The sequence below is a fragment of the Pseudoalteromonas sp. NS-SX12 genome (assembly GCF_057367955.1).
Genome location: NZ_CM170634.1, coordinates 2,523,846 through 2,547,277, shown reverse-complemented (window position 1 = coordinate 2,547,277; position 23,432 = coordinate 2,523,846). Strand labels below are relative to the sequence as shown.

General features: G+C 40.7%; 23 protein-coding genes. 13 read left to right on the top strand and 10 right to left on the bottom strand.

Annotation, left to right across the window (positions count from 1 at the left end; translation table 11 throughout):
- Positions 1–57 precede the first annotated feature (57 nt).
- The 4 genes from infA to trxB all read right to left on the bottom strand — a co-directional run bounded on the left by infA (position 58) and on the right by trxB (position 2,785).
- Positions 58–276: a translation initiation factor IF-1 gene (gene infA / locus AC2IOM_RS11815; RefSeq protein WP_010560183.1), complete on the bottom strand. Its 219-nt coding sequence runs from the start codon at positions 274–276 to the stop codon at positions 58–60.
- Between the two features lie 97 nt (positions 277–373).
- On the bottom strand, positions 374–1,078 hold the full coding sequence (locus tag AC2IOM_RS11810; RefSeq protein WP_010560182.1) for an arginyltransferase: 705 nt from the start codon (positions 1,076–1,078) through the stop codon (positions 374–376).
- Complete coding sequence (gene aat / locus AC2IOM_RS11805; protein ID WP_486358479.1) at positions 1,071–1,790, bottom strand: leucyl/phenylalanyl-tRNA--protein transferase; 720 nt, start codon at positions 1,788–1,790, stop codon at positions 1,071–1,073. Before aat ends, AC2IOM_RS11810 begins: the two co-directional genes overlap by 8 nt.
- A 41-nt stretch (positions 1,791–1,831) precedes the next feature.
- Positions 1,832–2,785, bottom strand: a complete 954-nt coding sequence (trxB, locus tag AC2IOM_RS11800) for a thioredoxin-disulfide reductase (protein WP_010560180.1) — start codon at positions 2,783–2,785, stop codon at positions 1,832–1,834.
- A 245-nt stretch (positions 2,786–3,030) separates the two neighbouring features.
- Here trxB and pssA point away from each other — a divergent pair, with 245 nt between their 5' ends.
- Entirely contained in the window at positions 3,031–4,356 is a 1,326-nt protein-coding gene (gene pssA, locus AC2IOM_RS11795; RefSeq protein WP_486359562.1) for a CDP-diacylglycerol--serine O-phosphatidyltransferase, read from the top strand.
- A 75-nt stretch (positions 4,357–4,431) separates the two neighbouring features.
- Here pssA and ald read toward each other — a convergent pair whose 3' ends face one another.
- A complete protein-coding gene (ald, locus tag AC2IOM_RS11790; protein WP_100913306.1) occupies positions 4,432–5,550 on the bottom strand; it encodes an alanine dehydrogenase in 1,119 nt (372 codons plus the stop codon).
- A 146-nt stretch (positions 5,551–5,696) separates the two neighbouring features.
- Between ald and lrp the strand changes: the two genes are divergently transcribed.
- The 11 genes from lrp to AC2IOM_RS11735 all read left to right on the top strand — a co-directional run bounded on the left by lrp (position 5,697) and on the right by AC2IOM_RS11735 (position 19,816).
- Complete coding sequence (gene lrp, locus AC2IOM_RS11785; protein ID WP_010560177.1) at positions 5,697–6,164, top strand: leucine-responsive transcriptional regulator Lrp; 468 nt, start codon at positions 5,697–5,699, stop codon at positions 6,162–6,164.
- Between the two features lie 96 nt (positions 6,165–6,260).
- Positions 6,261–8,867 carry a DNA translocase FtsK 4TM domain-containing protein gene (locus tag AC2IOM_RS11780; RefSeq protein ID WP_486358478.1) on the top strand — a complete coding sequence of 869 codons (2,607 nt, stop codon included), beginning with the start codon at positions 6,261–6,263 and terminating at the stop codon, positions 8,865–8,867.
- Between the two features lies 1 nt (position 8,868).
- Positions 8,869–9,534: an outer membrane lipoprotein periplasmic chaperone LolA gene (gene lolA, locus AC2IOM_RS11775; protein WP_486358477.1), complete on the top strand. Its 666-nt coding sequence runs from the start codon at positions 8,869–8,871 to the stop codon at positions 9,532–9,534.
- Positions 9,527–10,870 carry a replication-associated recombination protein A gene (locus AC2IOM_RS11770; protein WP_105171448.1) on the top strand — a complete coding sequence of 448 codons (1,344 nt, stop codon included), beginning with the start codon at positions 9,527–9,529 and terminating at the stop codon, positions 10,868–10,870. The genes lolA and AC2IOM_RS11770 overlap by 8 nt, the downstream gene beginning before the upstream one ends.
- On the top strand, positions 10,857–11,243 hold the full coding sequence (crcB, locus tag AC2IOM_RS11765) for a fluoride efflux transporter CrcB (protein WP_010560173.1): 387 nt from the start codon (positions 10,857–10,859) through the stop codon (positions 11,241–11,243). Before AC2IOM_RS11770 ends, crcB begins: the two co-directional genes overlap by 14 nt.
- A gap of 6 nt (positions 11,244–11,249) precedes the next feature.
- The gene (gene serS, locus AC2IOM_RS11760) at positions 11,250–12,542 is read left to right on the top strand and encodes a serine--tRNA ligase (RefSeq protein ID WP_010560172.1); all 1,293 of its coding nucleotides are present in this window, start codon (positions 11,250–11,252) and stop codon (positions 12,540–12,542) included.
- 331 nt (positions 12,543–12,873) lie between these two features.
- Positions 12,874–14,037, top strand: coding sequence for an efflux RND transporter periplasmic adaptor subunit (locus AC2IOM_RS11755; RefSeq protein ID WP_486358476.1), 1,164 nt, complete (start codon positions 12,874–12,876; stop codon positions 14,035–14,037).
- A 12-nt stretch (positions 14,038–14,049) separates the two neighbouring features.
- Entirely contained in the window at positions 14,050–14,772 is a 723-nt protein-coding gene (locus AC2IOM_RS11750; RefSeq protein ID WP_486358475.1) for an ABC transporter ATP-binding protein, read from the top strand.
- 3 nt (positions 14,773–14,775) lie between these two features.
- Positions 14,776–17,172 (top strand): ABC transporter permease, encoded by a 2,397-nt coding sequence (locus tag AC2IOM_RS11745; protein WP_486358474.1) that lies wholly within the window; start codon positions 14,776–14,778, stop codon positions 17,170–17,172.
- Between the two features lie 6 nt (positions 17,173–17,178).
- The gene (locus AC2IOM_RS11740; RefSeq protein ID WP_486358473.1) at positions 17,179–18,546 is read left to right on the top strand and encodes a sigma-54-dependent transcriptional regulator; all 1,368 of its coding nucleotides are present in this window, start codon (positions 17,179–17,181) and stop codon (positions 18,544–18,546) included.
- Positions 18,533–19,816: a sensor histidine kinase gene (locus AC2IOM_RS11735; RefSeq protein WP_486358472.1), complete on the top strand. Its 1,284-nt coding sequence runs from the start codon at positions 18,533–18,535 to the stop codon at positions 19,814–19,816. Before AC2IOM_RS11740 ends, AC2IOM_RS11735 begins: the two co-directional genes overlap by 14 nt.
- A gap of 258 nt (positions 19,817–20,074) precedes the next feature.
- On the opposite strand, the gene fur is transcribed toward AC2IOM_RS11735, so the two are convergent.
- The 5 genes from fur to AC2IOM_RS11710 form a co-directional block, all read right to left on the bottom strand.
- Positions 20,075–20,518 carry a ferric iron uptake transcriptional regulator gene (gene fur / locus AC2IOM_RS11730; protein ID WP_010560166.1) on the bottom strand — a complete coding sequence of 148 codons (444 nt, stop codon included), beginning with the start codon at positions 20,516–20,518 and terminating at the stop codon, positions 20,075–20,077.
- 96 nt (positions 20,519–20,614) lie between these two features.
- The gene (fldA, locus tag AC2IOM_RS11725; protein WP_010560165.1) at positions 20,615–21,142 is read right to left on the bottom strand and encodes a flavodoxin FldA; all 528 of its coding nucleotides are present in this window, start codon (positions 21,140–21,142) and stop codon (positions 20,615–20,617) included.
- 6 nt (positions 21,143–21,148) lie between these two features.
- A complete protein-coding gene (ybfE, locus tag AC2IOM_RS11720; protein WP_010560164.1) occupies positions 21,149–21,427 on the bottom strand; it encodes a LexA regulated protein in 279 nt (92 codons plus the stop codon).
- Positions 21,427–21,648, bottom strand: coding sequence for a DUF2788 domain-containing protein (locus AC2IOM_RS11715; protein ID WP_010560163.1), 222 nt, complete (start codon positions 21,646–21,648; stop codon positions 21,427–21,429). Before AC2IOM_RS11715 ends, ybfE begins: the two co-directional genes overlap by 1 nt.
- Before the next feature lie 343 nt (positions 21,649–21,991).
- Positions 21,992–22,762: an alpha/beta fold hydrolase gene (locus tag AC2IOM_RS11710; protein WP_486358471.1), complete on the bottom strand. Its 771-nt coding sequence runs from the start codon at positions 22,760–22,762 to the stop codon at positions 21,992–21,994.
- A gap of 132 nt (positions 22,763–22,894) precedes the next feature.
- Between AC2IOM_RS11710 and seqA the strand changes: the two genes are divergently transcribed.
- Complete coding sequence (gene seqA, locus AC2IOM_RS11705; RefSeq protein WP_486358470.1) at positions 22,895–23,422, top strand: replication initiation negative regulator SeqA; 528 nt, start codon at positions 22,895–22,897, stop codon at positions 23,420–23,422.
- The last annotated feature ends 10 nt before the right edge of the window (positions 23,423–23,432 follow it).

The following is a 23,432-nucleotide window of genomic DNA, read 5'->3' as shown; positions in this document are numbered from 1 at the left end:
GTCAATAAAAAAGCCCGCAATTAGCGGGCTTTTTTTATATTCGATACTACTTAAAAATTAGCGAGCACGGAATACAATGCGACCTTTCGAAAGGTCATATGGCGTTAACTCAACCGTAACCTTGTCGCCTGTTAAAATACGAATATAGTTTTTGCGCATTTTACCAGAAATGTGTGCAACAACCACGTGACCGTTTTCTAATTCAACGCGGAACATAGTGTTAGGGAGTGTGTCAAGGACAGTGCCTTGCATTTCAATTACGTCTTCTTTCGCCATATTGAGCGTATAACCTCAGTTGTATTCTTTAAAGCTGCAGATTTTGCCGAAAACCCATGCATATGTAAAGCTATGATTGGCATTTACAGTCATCTTTTTATAATTCCAGATGCCAAACATTATTATTGAGCTTTTGGTAAGGTTTAAATTTGGTTTTGTAATTCATTTTGCGACATTCATCGATTTGGTAACCCAAATACAAATATTGCTTGTTGATGCTATTAGCAAATTCGATTTGTTTCAAAATCATCATGGTGCCAAGACTGTAATCTTCAAAATCAGGGTCGAAGAAAGTGTAGATAGCAGAAAGCGCATTACTTAATGTGTCTGTGACCGCAACTGCAATTAAGGTGTTGTTGTGCCAAAGTTCAAGGTAGTTAATTGGTAACCAACTACAGGTCAAAAAGCTTTCGTATTGTTCAACAGATGGTGGAAACATAGCACCGTCTTGGTGTCTTAGCGTGATGTATTTTTCGTACAGTGTGTAATAAATATCTTTGCTGACACTACTTACTTTAAGTTCGAACTGCTTACTTTTATTAATGATGCGCTTTTGTGATTTACTTGGTGAAAACTGTGACACATCAAGTCGGATGGCTTCACAGGCAGTACAGTTAGCACAATGTGGACGATAAATCTGGTCGCTAGAACGACGAAAGCCCAGCGCAAGAAGGTGTTCAAAACGCTGTTGGGTATAAAAATCGTGGTCTAGCACCACCAGTAAGCGTTCTTGCTCTTTATCGATATAACTGCATGGGAATTGTTGGCTTATCCCCAATTTTACCGGCATATGCTCAGTCATAAATATCCGTCAATTGCGCCTTATTCCACATAGTGTGGTGAATTGGTTGATCATCTCTTACAGTAAGTTTAGCCAAAAATTCTTCACGTGTAATGCAAGTAGCACCTAATGACGACAAATGCGGGTTTTCGATTTGGCAATCAATCAAGTTAATATTATGGTTTCGCAAGTGATTATGTAGCGCCCAAAATGCTAGTTTTGAACAGTTACTTTCAAAATGAAACATCGACTCACCACAAAACACATGGTTAACCATAATGCCATACAGTCCGCCAACTAATATGTTGTCTTGATTATACACTTCGATACTATGCGCATACCCTTGATTGTGAAGTGCGATATAGGCTGCCTTCATATCATCGGTTATCCACGTACCTTCAAGTTGTTCTCGTTGCTTAATACAATTATTTATAACACCGCTAAAATCAGTATTAACGGTAATGGTGTATTTACCCTGTCGAGCTAGTTTACGCAAACTGCGGCTGATGTTGATGTCGCCGATTTTTAATACCGCTCTGCTGCTTGGACACCACCACATAATTGGCTCACCTTGATTAAACCAAGGAAAAATACCATTTTGATAGGCGGTTATTAATCGTGGCGTTGATAAGTCGCCACCAATTGCAAGCAAACCATCAGGCTCGGATAAAGCAAGATCTGCGGGAGGAAATTGAGTTGATAATGAATCGAGTAGTGTAAGTTGTGCTGTCATAAAAAAGGCTGCGTTAGTTGCAGCCTTCAGTTTAGCGAATTTTACTTGAGATTGTCTAGGTAGCGCTCGGCATCAAGTGCGGCCATACAACCCGTACCCGCTGAGGTAATTGCTTGGCGATAAATGTGGTCGCTTACGTCACCTGCTGCAAATACACCTTTAACACTGGTTTGAGTTGCATTGCCGTTTAAGCCTGACTCAACAACTAGGTAGCCGTCTTTCATTTCAAGCTGGCCTTCAAACATACCTGTATTTGGCGAGTGACCGATAGCAATAAATACACCTGCAACGTCAAGCTCATTAGTGCTTTCGTCTGTGGTTGATTTAGTACGAAGACCTGTTACACCCATATCGTCACCAAGTACTTCATCAAGCGTTTGGTTAAGGTGCAGGGTAATGTTACCGTTCTCAACTTTATCCATTAAACGATCGGTTAAGATCTTTTCACTGCGGAAAGTGTCACGACGGTGTACTAAATGTACTTCAGACGCGATATTAGATAGGTAAAGAGCTTCTTCAACAGCTGTGTTACCACCACCTACAACCGCTACTTTTTGATTGCGGTAGAAGAAACCGTCACATGTTGCACATGCCGAAACGCCACGGCCTTTGAATGCTTCTTCTGAATCTAAACCTAAGTAACGAGCAGACGCACCTGTTGCAATAATAAGTGCATCACATGTATACGTGCCTGAATCGCCTGTTAGGGTGAATGGACGGTTATTTACATCAACAGTGTGAATGTGATCAAAAATGATCTCAGTCTCAAAACGTTCAGCATGCTCTTTCATACGTTCCATAAGAGCAGGGCCGGTTAAACCGTGCGCATCACCAGGCCAGTTTTCAACTTCAGTTGTCGTTGTTAGCTGACCACCTTGTTGCATACCTGTGATTAATACAGGGTTTAAGTTTGCTCGTGCTGCGTATACTGCAGCTGTGTAACCTGCAGGGCCTGAGCCTAAAATAAGTAATTTACTGTGTTTGCTTGCGCTCATCGCATTTCCTAATTAATACTGCTTTTGCTAATTAATGCGGTTGATTCTATTAAAAACAAGGCAGATGTAAATTATTTTACGGAATTTGATATTACCAACTTGGCGCAAGCGTCAATTTAACGTAACACCCGTCGTAAATTTAGCCACTTAGCAAATCTTTCTCTCAAAAATTGTGCGTTTAATCTAATAATTTGTTATGTTTACGCTTTTATACAAAACTGATGCTATAGGATAACAGCGTGCGTTTGGATTTTTGGCAAAAAGAGCCAAGCTTTAAACTTGATAGCGAGCAAATATCAATATTGCTTGATGCGTCGTCTTATCGAGCAAAATTATTATCGTTAATTAAAAATGCTAAACAGCGCATTGTTATTACCGCGCTCTATTTACAGGATGATGAAGCGGGCCGTGAAATTTTAGAGGCACTTCATCAAGCGTCAAATGCGAACCCTGAACTACGCGTCGACATTTTGGTTGATTATCACCGTGCCCAGCGCGGCTTAATTGGTGAAGCCCAAAGTGAAGGTAATGCGGCACTATACTTAAAACTGCAACAAGCCCATCAAAATCGTGTGCGTGTTTTTGGTGTTCCTGTAAAAGGTAAAGAAGTGTTTGGTGTGTTGCACCTAAAAGGTATGGTGATTGATGATACCGTGCTTTACAGCGGCGCGAGCTTAAACAATGTTTATTTACAATATGAAGAGCGCTATCGCCTTGACCGTTATTTCACAATTGCTAATCAAGCACTAGCAGACTCCTTCACACAGTTTGTTGATGACTACCTGATTGCGTCAAGTGCGGTAATTCGTCTTGATGTACGTCCGATTAAAAAATTAGCAGAGTGCAAATCTGACCATAAAGCCCTGATGAAGTCACTAAAACGAGCGAAATATCCGTTTGTCACATCGTCAGACGAAGGCTCAATTGATAGCTTTTTATTTTTAGGTTTTGGTCGTCGCGGCAATATGCTTAACCGAGCGATTAAAAATCTGTTTGAACTCGGTGAGAAAGAGTTGGTTCTTTACACCCCTTACTTTAATTTTCCAGCGCCACTATTGCGTGTACTTAGAAAGAAATTAAAGCAAGGGCTAAAAGTGACTATTGTTGTGGGTGATAAAACCGCGAACGATTTTTATATTTCGCCCGATAAGCCGTTTAGTAAAATTGGTGCGTTGCCGTATTTGTACGAAACTATATTGGCTAAGTTTTTAAAACTTAATGATAAGTTTGTGCAAGATGGCCTTTTAAATGTGCATCTTTGGCGTCATGACAGCAACTCATTTCACTTAAAGGGGATTAGTGTCGATAACCGTTATCAAATGATGACAGGGCACAACTTAAACCCTAGAGCGTGGGGTTTAGATATCGAAAACGGTATTTTATTTGATGACAGCCAAGGTTTACTAACTGATGTACTTGAGCAAGAAAAGCAACAAATATTAACGCATTGTACTAAATTAAACAGCTACAAAGAGCTGCAAACAATGCATGATTACCCAGAACCGGTTGCTAAACTTTTAGGGCAAGCGAAGCGTGTTAAAGTTGATTTTATTATTAAGCGCTTTATTTAAGTAATGTTTGAAAATAAAAAACACGCATAAAAAAAAGCAGCTTTCGCTGCTTTTTTTTAATGCTTTGCAGAATGATTAGCTATTTAAAGCATCTGCTGGCGCTACGTATTCCATGTTGAAGCCTTCAGCAACTTCTTTACATGTTACTTTGCCTTTGAATACGTTTAAGCCATTCATGAAGTGTGAGTCTTCAAGTAGTGCAGCTTTGTAGCCTTTGTTAGCAAGCTTAATAATGTACGGTAGTGTTGCATTGTTAAGTGCAAACGTTGACGTACGAGGAACTGCACCTGGCATGTTAGCAACACAGTAGTGAACAACGTCATCAACAATATAAGTTGGCTCTGCGTGCGTTGTTGCTTTAGAAGTTTCAATACAACCACCTTGGTCGATTGCAACGTCAACAATAGCTGCACCTGGCTTCATGCGTTTGATGTGGTCTGCTGTTACTAGTTTTGGTGCTGCAGCACCAGGGATTAGAACACCACCAATTACAAGATCAGCTTCTAGTACGTGCTTTTCTAATGCATCAGCAGTTGAATAAACAGCTTTAACGCGGTTACCGAATTGTGCATCGATACGACGTAAAACATCAACGTTACGATCAAGAACAACTACATCAGCGCCCATGCCAACCGCCATTTGCGCTGCGTTGTTACCAACCATACCCGCACCAATAACAACAACTTTTGCTGGCTCAACACCTGGTACACCACCAAGTAGCATGCCGCGACCTGCATTTGATTTTTCAAGTGCTTGTGCGCCTGCTTGAATTGACATACGGCCCGCTACTTCAGACATAGGCGCAAGAAGTGGTAAACCACCGCGTGCGTCTGTTACTGTTTCGTAAGCGATACAGATAGACTTAGACTTAATTAGGTCTTCAGTTTGTGGAAGATCTGGTGCTAAGTGTAAGTAAGTGAATAGAATTTGGTCTTCGCGTAGCATTGCACGCTCAACTGCTTGAGGCTCTTTCACTTTAACAATCATGTCTGCTTTAGCGAAAACTTCTTCAGCAGTATTTAGAATTTCAGCACCTGCGGCTTCATAATCTTCGTTTGTAAAACCAATGCCAATACCCGCATTCGTTTCTACAAACACACTGTGACCGTGGTTGATTAACTCACGAACACTTGCCGGAACCATACCTACACGATATTCGTGGTTTTTAATCTCTTTAGGTACACCGATAATCATAAATTCACCTTACTTTGAACTGTGGTAATAGATAATACTATTTTATCTAGCTTTAATTAGTCGATGTAACTTTATTTAATTGAAATGTTGGTTAATAAAACCATATAATCAAAAAACAAAGAGTAATATTCTAATTTGGTTAGCTAGTGTTAGATCGCATTGATAAAAAGATAATAGTCGAATTACAAAAAGATGGCAGAATTTCGAATGTGGAACTTGCGCGCCGCATAGGTTTAAGTGCAACACCTTGTTTGGAGCGGGTAAAAAAACTCGAGAGGGAAGGGTATATAAAAGGCTATAAAGCCATTATCGACCCAAAAAAAGTAGGCGCTGCGTTATTAGTTTACGTTGAAATTACTCTGACAAAAACCTCACCCGATGTATTTGAAGAATTCAGTAGCGCAGTAAAAACCCATGATGAGATTTTAGAATGTCATCTTGTTTCTGGTAATTTTGACTTTCTATTAAAAACCCGTGTAGCAGATATGTCTGCATATCGTGACTTATTAGGTGATATATTGCTGCGTTTACCGGCAGTTTCAGAAAGTCGTACTTATGTTGTCATGGAAGAAGTGAAAAGTGATGATGTTTCGCTTCTAAAAGTAGCACCATAGTAATAGAATAAGCACACTACATACTATTTGTATCTTAGAAAGTGTTATTTGCGCTGATGTAGTCGGAAGTAAAGAATAATAAAAAGGGGAGTTGTAATGCGCCTTAATGGTGTTCAAAGATTATTAGAAGCAGGCCTTATTTTAACGACTGCATTTGCAGCGTTTGTGTTAGTTGCTTTATTAACATTTGACCCAATCGATCCGTCTTGGTCTCAAACGGGTGACTATATCAAAGTAAAAAACATGACAGGTACAGCAGGGGCGTGGACTGCCGATTTACTGTACTTTAGTTTTGGCTGGTTGGCGTTACTTGTTCCTGTCATTATTCAAGTCATCGGTTATTTACTGTTTAAAAAAACACACCAAGTATTTAAGTTAGACTACCTCACTTTGTCATTACGCGTTGTTGGTTTGGTGCTGTTTGTCGTGTCATCAACGGCAATTAGCAGCATTAATTTTGATGACTTCTATGAGTTTTCTTCTGGTGGTGTGATTGGCGATGTGTTTGCCAACGCCATGTTACCTACCTTTAACTTTACTGGCACAAGTATCATTTTACTGTGTTTTTTCTTTTCAAGCTTAACCCTACTAACAGGGGTTTCTTGGGTACAGTTTGTCGACCAAATTGGCCGTTTTGCAATGCACGCTTTTCTATGGTTAAAAGCGTTACCAGAACGATTAGCAGAACGAAAAGAAGCGAATAACGTACCGATTAAAACCGTAACTAATGAGTCGGTTACTCAAGCGCCAAAACAAGTAACCTATCATGTTGACGAATTACCAGAGCAAGAAGTAAGCGCTGAGCCACAAGTGCCGACAATCGATGTCCAGCCTGAAACCACAATTGAACCAACTTTTGGCGATGATATTGCAAATACTGACATTGAAACAGCAAAACAGCCTGAGTCAAACAGCAAAGGCGAAATGCACCCGGCATTACAAGAATTCGACGAGATCATTAGTGATGACTTAAGTTTTTCAGCGCTTGACGATATTCCGTTTGATGACGATAAACAAACGAATGCGCCAAAGGCTGTATCGGAAGATTTCTTAAGCACGCTAGAACCACAATCAGATGCAGAGCCTACGTTGGCACCCGTTGTGCAGCCAAGCGAAAATCAAACCCCAACAGAGCCAGCGCGTAAATCTACATATGTTAAGCCAAAAACAGCCAAAGAGCAGTTTGAAGACTTACTTGAGGCGACACCGCCAGCAACACCAATGCCAACGTTAGATTTGCTCGATAGACCGGATAAAAAAGAAAACCCAATTACACAAGAAGAGCTGGATGCGGTTTCTCGCTTAGTTGAAACCAAGTTATTAGATTTTGGTGTGCAAGCGCAGGTAGTAGGAGTTTACCCAGGCCCTGTCGTTACACGTTTTGAGCTTGACTTAGCACCGGGTATTAAAGTCGCGAAAATTAGTGGTCTCGCGAAAGATTTAGCGCGTTCACTTTCAGCAGTAAGCGTGCGCGTTGTGGAAGTGATCCCTGGTAAAACCTATGTTGGCTTAGAGCTGCCCAATCAGCACCGTGAAATTGTACGCCTCTCAGAAGTTATTGGTGCGAAAAAATTTGCTAATAATCCGTCTGACTTAGCAATGGTGTTAGGTAAAGATATTGCAGGCGTCCCTGTAGTTGCTGACCTTGCAAAAATGCCACACCTTCTAGTTGCTGGTACCACAGGCTCGGGTAAATCAGTTGGTGTAAACGTAATGATTTTATCATTACTGTTTAAGTCGACTCCTGATGATGTTCGCATGATCATGATTGACCCGAAAATGCTTGAATTATCGGTCTACGAAGGCATTCCACACCTGTTGTGTGAAGTTGTAACAGATATGAAAGAAGCAGCTAACGCGCTACGTTGGTGTGTTGGTGAAATGGAACGTCGATACAAACTCATGTCTGCATTGGGTGTACGTAACTTAAAGGGTTACAACCAAAAAGTGTTAGATGCCATTGAAGCAGGTGACCCAATTAAAGACCCGCTTTGGAAAGATACTGATGGTATGGAAACGGAAGCGCCTGACTTAGGCAAGTTGCCAGCCATCGTTGTGGTTATTGATGAATTTGCCGACATGATGATGATTGTTGGTAAGAAAGTTGAAGAACTCATTGCCCGTATTGCCCAAAAAGCACGTGCCGCGGGTATTCATCTAGTACTTGCAACACAGCGCCCATCGGTTGACGTGATCACAGGCCTAATAAAAGCGAATATTCCAACGCGTATGGCGTTCCAAGTATCAAGTAAAATTGACTCGCGTACGATCTTAGATCAGCAAGGCGCTGAGCATTTATTAGGTATGGGTGACATGCTTTACTTACCGCCAGGTACTAGCGTACCAATTCGTGTGCATGGCGCATTTGTTGATGACCACGAAGTTCACGCGGTGGTAAATGATTGGAAAGCGCGCGGTAAACCAAATTATGTCGACGAGATATTGAACGGAGAAGCCGTTGAAGATGTCTTACTACCAGGTGAGACTGCCGAAAGCGACGAAGAAAGCGATCCGCTTTACGATGAAGCGGTCGCATTTGTAATTGAAAGTCGTCGTGCATCTGTATCGAGTGTTCAGCGTAAATTGCGTGTTGGTTACAACCGTGCAGCACGCTTAGTCGAGCAGATGGAAATGTCCGGTATCGTATCAGCGCCGGGGCACAATGGCACTCGTGAAGTAATTGTTCCGAATAATGCAGGATAATATGACAAAAAAAATCACATTAATTGTTGCGAGCGTATTCGCGATGAACACGGTAAGTGTAACAGCTGTGCACGCGCAAATAGAAACAACGCAACACGTTGTAGACAGCAAAGCGCAAAGTGAATTAAAAACGCGTTTAACACAGCTAAACAACTTACAAGCAGACTTTTCTCAAACCGTAATCGACAATACCGGTAGCGAAATTATGCAAGGTACGGGTTTATTAAAAATTAAGCGTCCAGAAAAGCTTTATTGGAAGCAAACATCACCAGATGAAACGGTGCTGGTTTCTGATGGCATTAAAACCTTTTATTACGATGAGTTTGCTGAACAAGTCACTATTTTAGATAGCAAAAAACTAATCGATAATACGCCGTTTGCGTTGTTAACATCAGCGGATGAAAGCTTATGGCAAAACTACGCAATAACGCATGCAGATAACGCGTTTGTGATTACACCGACCAATCAAGGTCAAAGTCAAGTAGAGCGCTTAGAGCTTAAATTTGATGCAGATGCATTACGCTCAATGACAGTGTTTGATAACACAGGTCAAACATCCGTTTATGTGTTCTCAAAGCAGCAAGTTAATCAAACCATTGATGATGCGTATTTTCAATTCACCATTCCAGCTGACGTATTAGTGGACGATCAAAGTCAAGGTGAGTAATTTAAGCTTTTCATTTGCCCCAGAAATTAGGCCGCTTGCAGCACGCATGCGGCCAACTAATTTAAGCCAATACATAGGGCAAAAACATCTGCTTAGCGAAGGTTCACCACTGTACAACGCTATTTTAGCCGGTCGTTGCCATAGTTTAATTTTATGGGGGCCGCCCGGCGTTGGTAAAACAACGTTAGCTGAAGTCATCGCCCATCATGCAGATGCAAACGTGATCCGTTTATCAGCAGTTACCTCAGGTGTGAAAGAAATACGAGAAAGTGTTGCATCGGCAAAAGATCATTTAGCAATGCAAGGGCAGCGTACACTGTTATTTATTGACGAAGTGCACCGCTTTAACAAGTCGCAGCAAGATGCGTTTTTACCACATATCGAAGATGGCACCTTTATCTTTATTGGCGCCACAACGGAAAACCCTTCGTTTTCACTTAATAATGCAATTTTATCGCGTGCACGCGTGTATCAATTAAAAGCGCTTGAACAGCAGGACTTAATGCAAGCCATACATAGCGCGCTTAATAACGATGAGCAGCTACAGCAAAAACATATCGAAATTGATAATGCTGCGATTGAAAAGCTGGCACTTGCAGGAGATGGTGACGCTAGACGCACGCTTAATTTACTTGAGCAAGCCATTGATATGGCCGATCAACAAAATGATAAACTGATTGTGAGCGAAAATGTGCTAGCAAATGTTCTGCCTGCACATATTGCAAAATACGATAAAGGCGGCGATTTATTTTACGATCTTATTTCAGCGTTTCATAAGTCAGTTCGCGGCTCTAGTCCCGATGGTGCGCTTTATTGGCTTTGCCGTATTTTAGCAGGTGGCGGTGACCCGCTTTACGTTGGTAGACGATTATTAGCGATTGCTACAGAAGATATCGGCAATGCCGATCCTCGTGCGATGCAAGTCGCACTTAATGCTTGGGATATTTATCATCGTGTAGGGCCTGCAGAAGGTGAAAGGGCGCTCGCCCAAGCCGCGATATATTTAGCCAGTGCACCAAAGAGTAACGCAGTTTACACAGCGTTTAAGCAAGCAAAACACGATATTGCCAATGAGCCAAGTTTTGAAGTGCCGCATCATCTGCGTAATGCACCAACCAATTTAATGAAAGACCTTGGGTATGGAGCCGAGTATCGCTATGCCCATGACGAACCAGGTGCTTATGCTGCAGGTGAGAAATATCTTCCGGAAGAAATCGCAGATAGAAAATACTATCAACCAACAGAGCGCGGTCTTGAGCAAAAGATAAAAGCAAAGCTCGATTATTTAACCGAGCAAGACAATTTAGCCACTAGGAAACGTTATGACAGGGATTAAACTCTATTTTTACGTTGCTCTTGGTGGTGCAACAGGTGCGTGTCTTCGTTATTTTATTAGTGAATCAATGATAAAACTTTTGGGAAAGGGATTCCCTTTTGCTACCCTGACAGTTAATATTCTCGGTTCATTAATGTTAGGCGTTTTATACGGCCTACTAGAAAAAGAATTAATTGTTGTTAACCCCACCAAATCACTTATCGGAATTGGCTTTTTAGGGGCGTTAACAACGTTTTCAACCTTCTCGATAGATACGCTATTGCTGTTACAGCAAGGGCACTGGTTGAAAGCAACACTCAATGTATTTTTAAATGTAATTGGTTGTGTTTTTGTTGCCTATTTAGGTATGCAGCTAGCAATGCAAAAAGGTTAAAAAAGAATGTTAGACCCACGATTTTTACGTCAGGATATCGAAGAAGCCGCAGAGCGCCTAAAAGGCCGAGGTTTTGAATTAAATGTAGCAGAAATTCAAGCGCTTGAAGAAAAGCGTAAAGCGCTACAAGTTAAAACACAAGAATTACAAAATGAGCGTAACACACGCTCCAAAGCAATTGGTCAAGCAAAAGCAAAAGGTGAAGACATTGCACCTCTGTTGGCTGCTGTAGGTTCCTTAGGTGATGAGCTTGACGCTGCTAAAAAAGAACAAGACGAAATCCTTGCTGAATTAAATGCCATTGCTGCAACGATCCCTAACTTACCAGATAGCGAAGTACCATTTGGTAACGATGAAGACGATAACGTTGAAGTGGTTAAATGGGGCGAGCCAAAACAATATGACTTTGAAGTAAAAGATCACGTTGATTTAGGTGAAGGTTTAGCAAAAGGCTTAGATTTTGAGGCGGGTGTTAAGCTTTCAGGTGCACGCTTTACTGTAATGCGCGGTAAAGTAGCACGTATGCACCGTGCCCTTGTGCAATTTATGCTTGATACGCACACAGACACAAACGGTTACACCGAAATGTATGTACCGTATTTAGTAAACAAAGACAGCTTGTACGGCACAGGTCAGTTACCTAAGTTCGCAGAAGATTTATTCCACACAGAAGCAATCAGCGAGCATAATGAAGGGTTTAGCCTAATTCCAACGGCAGAAGTACCATTAACTAACCTTGGCCGCGATGTTATTTTTGATGAAGCTGAATTACCATTAAAAATGACTGCACATACACCGTGTTTCCGCAGTGAAGCAGGTAGTTATGGCCGTGACACGCGTGGTCTTATTCGTCAGCACCAGTTTGATAAAGTTGAATTAGTTCAGCTAGTGAAACCTGAAGACTCAATGCAAGCGTTAGAAGATCTGACTAACCACGCAGAAGGTATTCTTCAAGCACTTGAACTACCGTACCGTAAAGTAATTTTATGTACTGGTGATATGGGCTTTGGCGCAAGCAAAACATACGACTTAGAAGTATGGCTTCCAGCGCAAGACACCTACCGTGAAATTTCAAGCTGCTCAAATATGCAAGACTTCCAAGCACGCCGTATGCAAGCACGTTTCCGTCGTCAAGGTGAGAAAAAGCCTGAGTTATTGCACACACTAAATGGTTCTGGTTTAGCGGTTGGTCGTACACTTGTAGCGATTCTAGAGAACTATCAGCAAGCAGATGGCTCGGTAGTGGTACCAGAAGTACTTCGTCCATACATGGGCGGCCTAGAAGTTATTACTGCATAATAGTTAATAATATTAAAAACCGGCGATATGCCGGTTTTTTTATGCCTGTTAAATAGCCTGTCTATTACGTAGATAAATAGTGTTTCGATATCGACACACATTAAAAATGGAAACTGTATCGAAAGTGGCACAGTTATCTGGATTTATTCTAATGTTAAATTTATAAGTGTATGAAATATATATAAAATAAATTTGGCCTGATAATTGTAATTAACCATGTAATGCAATTATTGGATTATGCTTTATGGACATAAAAATAGAGAACAAATCACATAAGCTCAAAAGGCCATTGACCTACGCAGTTTTTGCGTGTCTGTTACTAAGCGTTGTTATGTTTATTCGTCACTATACCCAAGGTGCGTCAAATTTAGTTAAACGAGACGAAATCTTGGTCGCAAAAGTTAAACAGGGCGATTTCGCGATAGACGTAAAAGGGCTAGGCAGTCTAGCACTTGAAAAACGCCATTTGATAACGACAAATGCAGGCGGCAAGGTTGTTGAAGTGTTGGTAAAACCGGGTGAATATGTAAAACGAGGCGACATTATAGCGCGTTTAGACAACCCGCAAATCAAAGAGACACTCATTCAAAAAAATAGCCTTTTGCTTAAAATGGTTGCGCAACATAAAGCCGAGTTGGCGCAGCAAAAAGCGTATCTTCAAGAAGCTGAAACCGCCTACCATGATGCCGACCTCGCCCACAAAGCCAACACAATGGAGTGGCAAGCGCAGGCAACTTTAATTGCACAAGGCAATAGCACTATTTCGAAACTTGAACATCAGCGTAGCGAATTCACCGTAAAGCGCAGTTTAAAACAACTTGCGTTACAAAAAGCGAAAGTGGCGACGCAAAAAGAAATACTCGCCGCAAAACAAAACGCGCAACAAGCAGAGCAGCAAAGTTTAAAATCGGAAATCAGTTTGCTTAGTCAACATATTTCACAGTTAGATGTGAAATCACCTATTACTGGGCAAATCCAAGATGTGTTTGTTGAGCTAGGCACGCAGCTGGCAAGTACAGGCTCAGTTGCCGAAGTTGCAGATCAAACCAAGCTAATTGCCAAAATAAATGTAGCGGAACTTGATGCACCTAACGTTAAAGTAGGCCAGCAGGCTACAATCGATACCTATACGTCTCGCTTAGATGCACAAGTCACTCGCGTATCGCCCAAAGTGAACAACGGTCACGTGGAAGTTGAGCTTTCATTAATTGATGCAATTCCGTCTGAAGCGCGCGATAAACTCAATATTGAAGGCATTATTAACACTAGTTTTAAAACACACACGCTATTTGTTGCGCTACCGCGTAACGCCATTGCCGAAAGCACAAACAATGTATTTGTGTTGGAAAAGCATCTTGCAACCAAACACGCGGTCACATTTGGTAAACGCTCCGTGAATTATATTGAGGTTGTAGCAGGGCTAACAATCGACCAAGAAATTATTATTTCAGATATGGAAAAATACACCAACGACACGCAAGTGCTTGTACGCTAGAAGGGAATTACAATGAATCCAGTTATCACTTTAAAAAATATCGAAAAACTATTTAAAACCGATGAAATTGCAACGCAAGCACTTAATGGCATTAATCTAGTGGTTAATCCTGGGGAGTTTGTGGCTATAACAGGGCCTTCTGGTTGCGGTAAGTCGACGTTACTTTCTGTGCTAGGGCTAATTGATGAGCCAACAGATGGCGACTACACCATTAGCGGCAAACAAGCGGTTAATTTAAGTTCTGATCAACGCGCGCATATTCGCGCTAATCATATTGGATTTATCTTCCAAGCATTTAACCTTATAAGTGACTTAAATGTACTCGAAAATGTGATGTTGCCACTGACCTATATCGGTGGCTACTCTGAGCAAGAAATGATTGAAAAAGCGCGTAAGGCGTTGATGTTAGTTGACCTTGAGAACCGCATTAATCACTTTCCTTCACAGTTATCAGGGGGGCAACAGCAGCGTGTTGCGGTAGCTCGCGCGCTCATCAATGAGCCTGACTTAATCTTAGCGGATGAACCAACTGGTAACTTAGATTCGAAAAACGCGCAACAAGTATTGCAGTTACTAAAAGATTTACACCTGTCAGGTAAAACAATTTGTATGGTAACCCACGATGCAGAGTCAACGCACTATGCCAGTCGTACGTTGAACATGTTAGACGGCGCAATTGTGCGCGATAAACAGAAAACCTTTGATACTAATCCTTCAGCGGCGATAGAGGTATAAGCTATGGGGCTGTTATTAGACTTTCGCTACGCGCTGCGCAATATCGTTAAATCACTGCGTTTTTCACTGTTAATGATCTTTATTATGGTAGGGAGTTTAACCATTTCATTGATAGGGTTTAACTTTATTCATACCATCGCGTTTTCGCACTCAAGTTTTAATCACAACAAAGAAGACATTCGCATCTTAAAGGTATGGAATTCGTTAACATCGCAACGAGAATTTACGTATTCGATGTTAGATGGCTTTAAACAGCTGGATGAGGTCAATTCACTTGAAAGCTGGAGCACCATTAAGCGCAGCAGTTTATGGTTGAGTACGCAACATTATGGTAAGCATTTTCGAGCGTCTTATGTTGACCCGTCATTTTTTAAGTTTTTGGGACAAGAGCCGGTAATTGGGCGAGGCTTTACGAACGTCGATTACAGCAGTAATGCACCCGATGTGGTAGTTATTTCACATATCGTGTGGCAGCAACTATTTCAGGGCGATAGCGCTATTCTTGGTAAACAGTTAAACGTGGCAGGCAAGCCGCATACTATTGTTGGCGTAATGGAAAAACGTAATCATTTTCCGATTTTTTCAAAGATTTGGCTGCCGCTAAAGCAGGCGAATATGAAGCCTGATGATGGTATCGATATTCTTTATAAGTTGCCAAATGCCGAATTCGAACGCACCTTCGAAACCCAAATCGCTCATTATTTTTACAACGCAATCAAAGATCAGGTAAGTGACAGTGATAAACAAACCGGGCAGGGTGTGCGTATTGAATCACTCACTTTGGTGGAACTCAATACCGATGGCGAAGCCGTATTCGTATTTGGTTTATTTGTGTTTGGTATTGTGATTGTGCTGTTTATCTCAGGGGTGAATATTGGCAACTTACTGTTTGCGAAAATCATGGAAAAGCAAAAGGAGTCTGCTATTCGCGCTGCAATCGGTGCAACACAAAAGCGTGTGATCCAGCAGCATGTTACAGAAGGTCTAATATATTGCATCGTGAGTTGGGTATTTGCCTTGATCTTTACGTCGCTAGGACTGGAAATACTGAATTTTTACATGAATGTAATGTTTGGCGGAAAAATGCCGTATTGGTGGTATTGGCATTTAAATGGGCAAACAGTTTTAGTCTCGCTGTTACTATTAGCCATTATTTTTACATTTGCCGTGTTACTGCCGGCATATAAATCGGCAAAGTTTAACATTAGCAATGTACTGCGCGATGGTACACGAGGCGCAACGGGTAAAGAAACCACACTGATGTCACGTCGTTTATTATGCGTGCAAGTATCATTGGTGAGTTTTTTGCTAATGATTGCAAGTACTGTTGGCTATGTGATGTATTCAATTGCAACGAATATTGATGGCGAGCTCAGTAAAGGCGTTTACTCGGTTTATCTGGATTTTGATAATAATGATGAGCTAACCAACGACGAACAATTAACGCTAATAAATACATTAGCGGCGGGGCTTTCAAAGCAAGGCAATATTATTGACGCGGTAGTGTTTGATTCGCATATACACGCTGACGTACTGTACCCAAATGGTGATGTCTATAATGAGAAGTTTATCAGTATTAGTGCAGAGTCACATTTGTTTGCCCGAGAGTTGTTAACTGGGCGAAATTTCAACAGCAATGACAACAGTGAATCAAAACCAGTAGTAATCATTAGTGAGTCACTTGCTAACGCTTTGTTTGGTAGTCAAAATGTGATCGGGTCGCAATTAATGTTGAAAGACGCAAAGTGGCCAAGTGCTAAGATTATCGGCGTTGCAAAAGATGAAATCAGCGGAGTATCAGGTGACTCGCGCCATGAGCTCTACTTTAGTTTACGCCAAACGCATTTTATGGATGACAGTGTAAACATTCGATTATTGACCAATAACACGGCAAATGAAGCATTAGAGGACTTCTATCGCGTTAAGATGCAATTATCTCATGATTTAACCATGTATTACATGTTCGACCATTACGATAACCACACATCCATGATTAATTCATTTGCAGCAATTATTTATGTATTTTTGCTGGTAGGTGGTTTCGCTCTAACACTATCGCTAATCGGTATTTATGCGATGGGTATTAGCAATATCAATAAATCCCGTTATGAGATAGGAATTCGCCGCGCGATTGGGGCTAAAGATAGTCAAATTATGCGGTTATTTATTAAAAAGAACATTACGCATATTTTGTACGGTATTGGTACGTCGTTGTTAGTGTTTGGCATTCTATGTTATCTTGCAGAAAGCTTTTTAAGAGGAAATGTGCCAATTAACATTATGTTAGAGGCGGGTGCATTGACTGTAGTTGTGGTACTTGCAGCGGTTTGTCTCGCACTATACGTACCAGTAAGGTACGTTATTAAACAGCAGCCTGCAACAAGTTTAAGAATGGATTAAGGTTTCTTGAAAACAATTTTAGTTGTCGACGACTCGCTTGATATTCAAGCGAGTCTCAAGTTCTTTTTAGAAGACGAAGGGTATCTTTGTCACGGTGTGCTTTCACCGGATACAGCGCTCGATTATGTTGCAAAAAACAGTGTCGATTTAGTGCTGCTCGATATGAATTTTAGCCAAAATACTACCAGTGGCGAAGAGGGGTTAACTGCAATTGAAGTGCTGAAAGAACTAGACCCGCTGTTACCTGTGATTGTGATGACGGGTTGGGCAACGCTTGATTTAGCTGTTAAAGCGTTAACCACGGGGGCTGCAGATTTTATCGAAAAACCGTGGCAAGATGAACGTTTAGCCCATGCAATTAAATTACAGCTAAACACTCGTCGCGATAAGCAAGATTTAGCGCGATTAACCCAAGAAAAACAACGCTCAATTGTACCCCAATCCGCATTACACGCATATAGCACACAAAAGCAGCATGTTTTGAGTCAACTCGAAAACTTAGCAAAAAGTGATATGAATATACTGCTAACGGGTGAAAATGGCACCGGCAAAAGCTATTACGCGAAGTATATTCATCAGCATTCTAATCGCTCTAATGCCAGTTTTATCGCTCTCAATATGGGGGCGCTGAGTGATGAGTTGTTTAACTCTGAAGTGTTTGGCCATAAAAAAGGGGCGTTTACTGGCGCAAGCCAAGATCGTTTAGGAGCGTTTACCTTAGCTGAAGATGGCACCTTGTTTTTGGATGAAATCGCTAACTTATCCGCACAATCACAAGCAAAGTTATTGCATGTACTTGAAGAGCGAAAATACACAGCCCTTGGTAGCAGCAAGGTGTTAGAGAATAAAGCGCGTATTATTTCTGCAACCAATACGGATTTATCTGAAGCAATTGCAAACGAGTTGTTTCGCCAAGATTTATATTACCGTTTAAATACAGTTGAAATTGAAATCCCCCCGTTAAGATCGTGTAAAGACGATATTTTACCGCTAGCAAACCAGTTTTTAACATCATTTTGTAAGCAATACGATAAGCCTGCTTTGTCACTAGCACAGTGCGCTAAACAGGCACTGCTTAACTATGGTTTTCCGGGTAATGTTAGGGAACTGAAACATATTATTGAGCGAGTTATATTTATGGCGAATGGACAGCAAATAACTGCTCAAGATTTAATGTTAAGTGCTACAACAAGCAATAATAAACCAAATGTACAACACACAGTTGATATGACGCTCAGTATCGATGAAGTCATTGAACAAGCGTTATTATCGCGGCTCGAACACTTTAATGGCAACGCATCAAAAGCGGCCAAAAGTTTAGGAATGTCGCGCAGTGCTTGGTATCGCAAAATGTCTAAGTATGATGCGGTTTAACGCATTTTCAGGGCGCTGGCTGACAAGCCTGCTGTTATTGATACTCGTCAATGGCTTATTGATCACTCATGATTACCCGTTAGCGCTTATTTTATTGGTAAATCTCATCTCAGCATTATGGTTTTCAATAGAGACCTATCGCGATGCGATAGCTAAACGCAATACCATTAATTTAATCGATACGTTATTGATTTCATTGCGCCAAGGTGAGTATGCAATTAGAGCAAACGAGGCACAAGATAGCGCGTTAAGCTCTACTGTTGAACACTTAAATGCCCTTGCAACTAAAATGCAAAAAGACCAGCGGTTAGTAACCGAGCAACAAGATTTGCTAGCGCAGATAATCGAGAAGGTTGATTTTGCATTGCTGGTGTTTAACGAACACAGCTGTATATTCAGAAATCAATACGCGGCGCAAACATTCGATGCAAGTGACCAAAGTAATATGTGGACTTGGTACAAGGCGTTACTAGCCAATCAACAACAAGGGAAAGTGGCCTTAACAATTAATGGCAAACAGCATGCATTTTTAATCGAGCAATCGTACTGTCGTATCGGTGAACAAAATTACGTTTTGTTAGTTTTAAAGCAATTGGATTCTATTTTATATCAACAAGAAAAAGACGCGCTTAAAAAGTTTGTTCGTATTCTAAGTCACGAGATTAATAATACACTGGCGCCAATTGGCACAGTCGCGCGCAGCCTAAATAAACGGCTCGCAAATGACATTGACAGGGATAGTTTTACAACGGGTTTAACGCTAATTAATGAACGTGCGAATTACTTAAAATCGTTTATGGATAACTATGTGTCACTGGCAAAATTACCAGCGGCTCACAAAAACATTGAAAGCTGTGATACGTTATGCGAGCAGTTAACGGCAATTTACCCAGATATCAAAATTCAATATGAGCAAAGCGTGTTTGGCTTTTTCGATATAAGTCAGATAAAGCAAGTGCTCTGTCATTTAATTAATAATGCACGTGAAGCATCTAGTCCATCACCACATGTGTTTTTAAAGCTTAGCGCAAACGATACAGACATTATATTTGATGTCATCGATACTGGACCTGGCTTTTCTAATTTGGAAGACGCCGGCACTGCGTTTTATACAACAAAAAGCGGGGGGAATGGTATCGGTTTAATGTTGTCACGCGTAATTATTGAAAATCATGGTTCGGTACTTAAACTTCAAAACCACACAGAGGGTGGGGCGTGGGTGCAATTTGCATTAGAACGGGTTATTAACAATACCAATTCATTTAAGTAGTGAGCATCTTAGCGCGCTAAATATCATGCGAACTGCATTAGAATTTATCAATGTTCAGCAACTACATAAGAAAAATTTCGCCTAGTTTGAATTTCACTAAACCTGAGCTCTCCCTGCTCACGTATTTAACGGAATTGATATAATTAGCGGTCAATTGATAAAAGAAAGTGCCTGTTGGTTGCTAACAAGCATTATAAAAACAACATAATACAAACAAAAAAAGCGCCAATTGGCGCTTTTAAATCATCGACTTAACAATTAGCTGTTATCGTCTGCATATTTTTTACATGCTTCTTTATCTTCACATTCACCGTAAAGATAAAGCGAGTGGTTTGTTAGCTTGATGCCGTTGTCTTTAGCAATCTCTTCTTGACGCGTTTCAATCACGTCGTCTTCGAATTCAACTACTTTACCGCACTTTAAGCATACCAAGTGATCATGGTGTGTGCTGCCAGCTAGTTCAAATACTGATTTGCCGCCTTCAAAGTGGTGACGGGTAACAATACCGGCATCATCAAATTGGTTAAGAACACGGTAAACAGTGGCAAGACCAATTTCTTCGCCTTTATCTAATAAGATTTTATAAACATCTTCAGCGCTGATATGTTGATTATCTGGCGACTGTAAAATCTCCAAGATTTTGATTCGCGGCAGTGTTACTTTTAAACCTGCTTTTTTTAGCTCTAAATTGTGATCAGTCATCAACTTGGTCTCGTTTTTCTATTGTTTTGTCTATATTTGCACGACGTTTTAGTAAGGCTATACTAGATATAGCCTAATGTAAACGCAGGTTTAACTTTAATCTTCTAATTCTGCCAAGCACATTTCATCATACACTTGAGCACACCAATCTTTAATGCGCTTTTCTGTTAGTTCAGGCTGACGGTCTTCATCAATACCTAAACCAACAAAGTGGTTGTCATCAACTAATGCTTTTGACGCTTCAAATTCATAACCTTCAGTCGACCAATGGCCAACAACAATAGCGCCACGTTCAGTAACGATATCGTTAATCATGCCCATAGCGTCAAGGAAGTACTCGGCGTAATCTTCTTGGTCGCCGCAGCCAAAAATAGCAACTAGCTTACCGTCGAAGCTAATTTCTTCCAATTCAGGGAAGAAATCATCCCAATCGCATTGCGCTTCGCCGTAATACCAAGTTGGGATACCAAATAAAATTAAATCAAATTCAGCAATGTCTTCTTTTGAGCTTTTAGCGATGTCATGAACATCCACCATTTTCTTACCTAGCTCTTTTTGAATTAGCTTGGCGACGTGCTCTGTATTACCTGTATCACTACCAAAAAAAATGCCTACGCTTGCCATAGTTTATTACCTTTTTGTCGCTAATTTCTCTTGTAATATAATTTCTATTAATGCGCTTCGACTCACGTTCTGCTCTTCAGCCATATCATTTAATGCTTGATATAGCTCTGAAGACACCTTGAATTCGACGCGTTTTAAACCACGTGCTTTATCACGTTTAAGCTGATTACGCTTATTGATTTTAAGCTGTAATTCTCGTGGTAAGGGGTTGGTTTTTGGACGCCCCGGTCGCTTATCGTGTTCAAATAAGTCTCGGGTCGTTCTGTCAGATTCCGCTTTGGCCATTATCCAACTCCAGCACCTTGCCAAAATACCTGAATAAGCCCTTTCGCAATAAACCCAGAACAGCCTAAAAACAGCACTAACCAAACGACGTAACGCCCAAATTTAGGAACGTCACCTTTTTTTAAAACGTCTTGGATTGCCATACCGATTAAAAAGAATATTCCGGCTAAGCCGAAATAGAGTCCAAGTATATCAATACCATCTAATAATTTATCTAACATTATTATTCTGTATCTGCGCGAAAACGGCCGCAACTATAGCATAGTAAGCCGTTAAATACATTATCAAAGATCAAAAATAGTACCACTTTAAAAAGTGTGGTTTTTAAGGCTAACAAAATCACAAATAAGTAAATCCACTAGGGAGGGTTTCGGTTTGTATTTAAAGCATTTTAGTGTGCTTTGTAAATTTCGTGTACGTTTGTAACATCAACTATAAAAGCATGAATTTAGTGAATATAATAAATAGATAATTTACTAAATGTATAAAACACGGAGGGGAAAAGAACCTAACTAATCGTTTGCATGTTAAACACAGCTAGGCTCTTGATAAAAACAAAACTATTTAATCTGCACTTAGAAACTGAGCTATTGCCAAATTCACTTGGCTTGGTTTTTCAGCATGTAGCCAGTGACCTGCACCTGCGATGATCTTGGCTTTCGCATTTGGGAAAAGCGCTGCAATTTCACCGCGATGGGCTTCTAAAATGTAGTCTGAGTTAGCACCTTTTATAAATAAGGTTGGCTTTTTAAACGCATCACCTTGCGGCTTATCTAAAATATTATCGTACGATGCAATTAGTTGAGGCAAATTAAAGCGCCATGCAAACCCGCTATCTGTTTTTGCAAGGCTCTTTAATAAAAATTGCCTTACACCATCCTCTGGAATGTACTCTGCCAATTGTTTATCGGCGTCGCTGCGGTTAGTGATTGCCTGTAAATCAACATTATTTAATCCATTAAATACTTGTTGATGACGAGGTGAATATTTAGTTGGTGCGATATCGAGTACAACCAACTTTTCGACACGGTTACAATTCGTTAACGCCATTTGCATTGCGACTTTACCACCCATAGAGTGACCAATCACAATTGCACGAGAAATAATTAACTCATCTAATAGTTTAAAAACATCATCTGCCATCGCAGTGTATGTCATTTCGCTATTGTGAAATGATTGTCCGTGATTACGTAAATCAATGTTGATTACACAATTTTGCTCGCTCAGAGGTTTGGCGATTACATTTAGGTTTTCTTTTGAACCAAATAGTCCATGAATAATGACAATTGGGAGCGCGTCGGTTTTCTCACCTAGCTGAGTGTAATTTAATTGCATAGGGGTCGCTAAGCTAATGTAAAAGCTGCATTGTGCCGAGTGAAACTTGAAAAAGCAAACATAGAGAAATGAATTTAAACTGGGTATACTATGCGGGATTTTTGCTAAATTCGTCTAACAATTAGGATAACCATGAAAAAAATCGAAATCGACGACGAGTTATATCAGTATATAGCAAGTAATACGCAGAGTATTGGTGAAAGTGCATCGCAAATATTGCGCCGTTTGTTACAGCTGGATACGGAACTCCAAGAAAAGGCAGTAACAGAAACGCAAGAAGAGGCGCCTGAAGCCGCCCAACCAGAACAAAAAGAACATAAATGCGACAACGTATTTAATATTCTTAATAAAGAAGAGTTGGCAATGCAAAAAGGCGTGGTTGGCCGCTTTTTGTTTATTCTTTCTGCGCTGCACCGTACACATAAAGGCATTTTTAATCGTGTACTGGATATTAAAGGACGCGACCGTATTTATTTTGCAACCAATAAAGAAGATTTAATTGCATCGGGTAGCAGTACTAACCCAAAAAATATTATGGATAGTGGCTATTGGGTTATGACGAACTCAAACACGACACGTAAAAAAATGATGGTTCACGAAGTTGCCATATCATTAGGCTACAGTGAAGAAGAAGCCGAAAAGCTACGCGATTACTTATAAATATATTGAA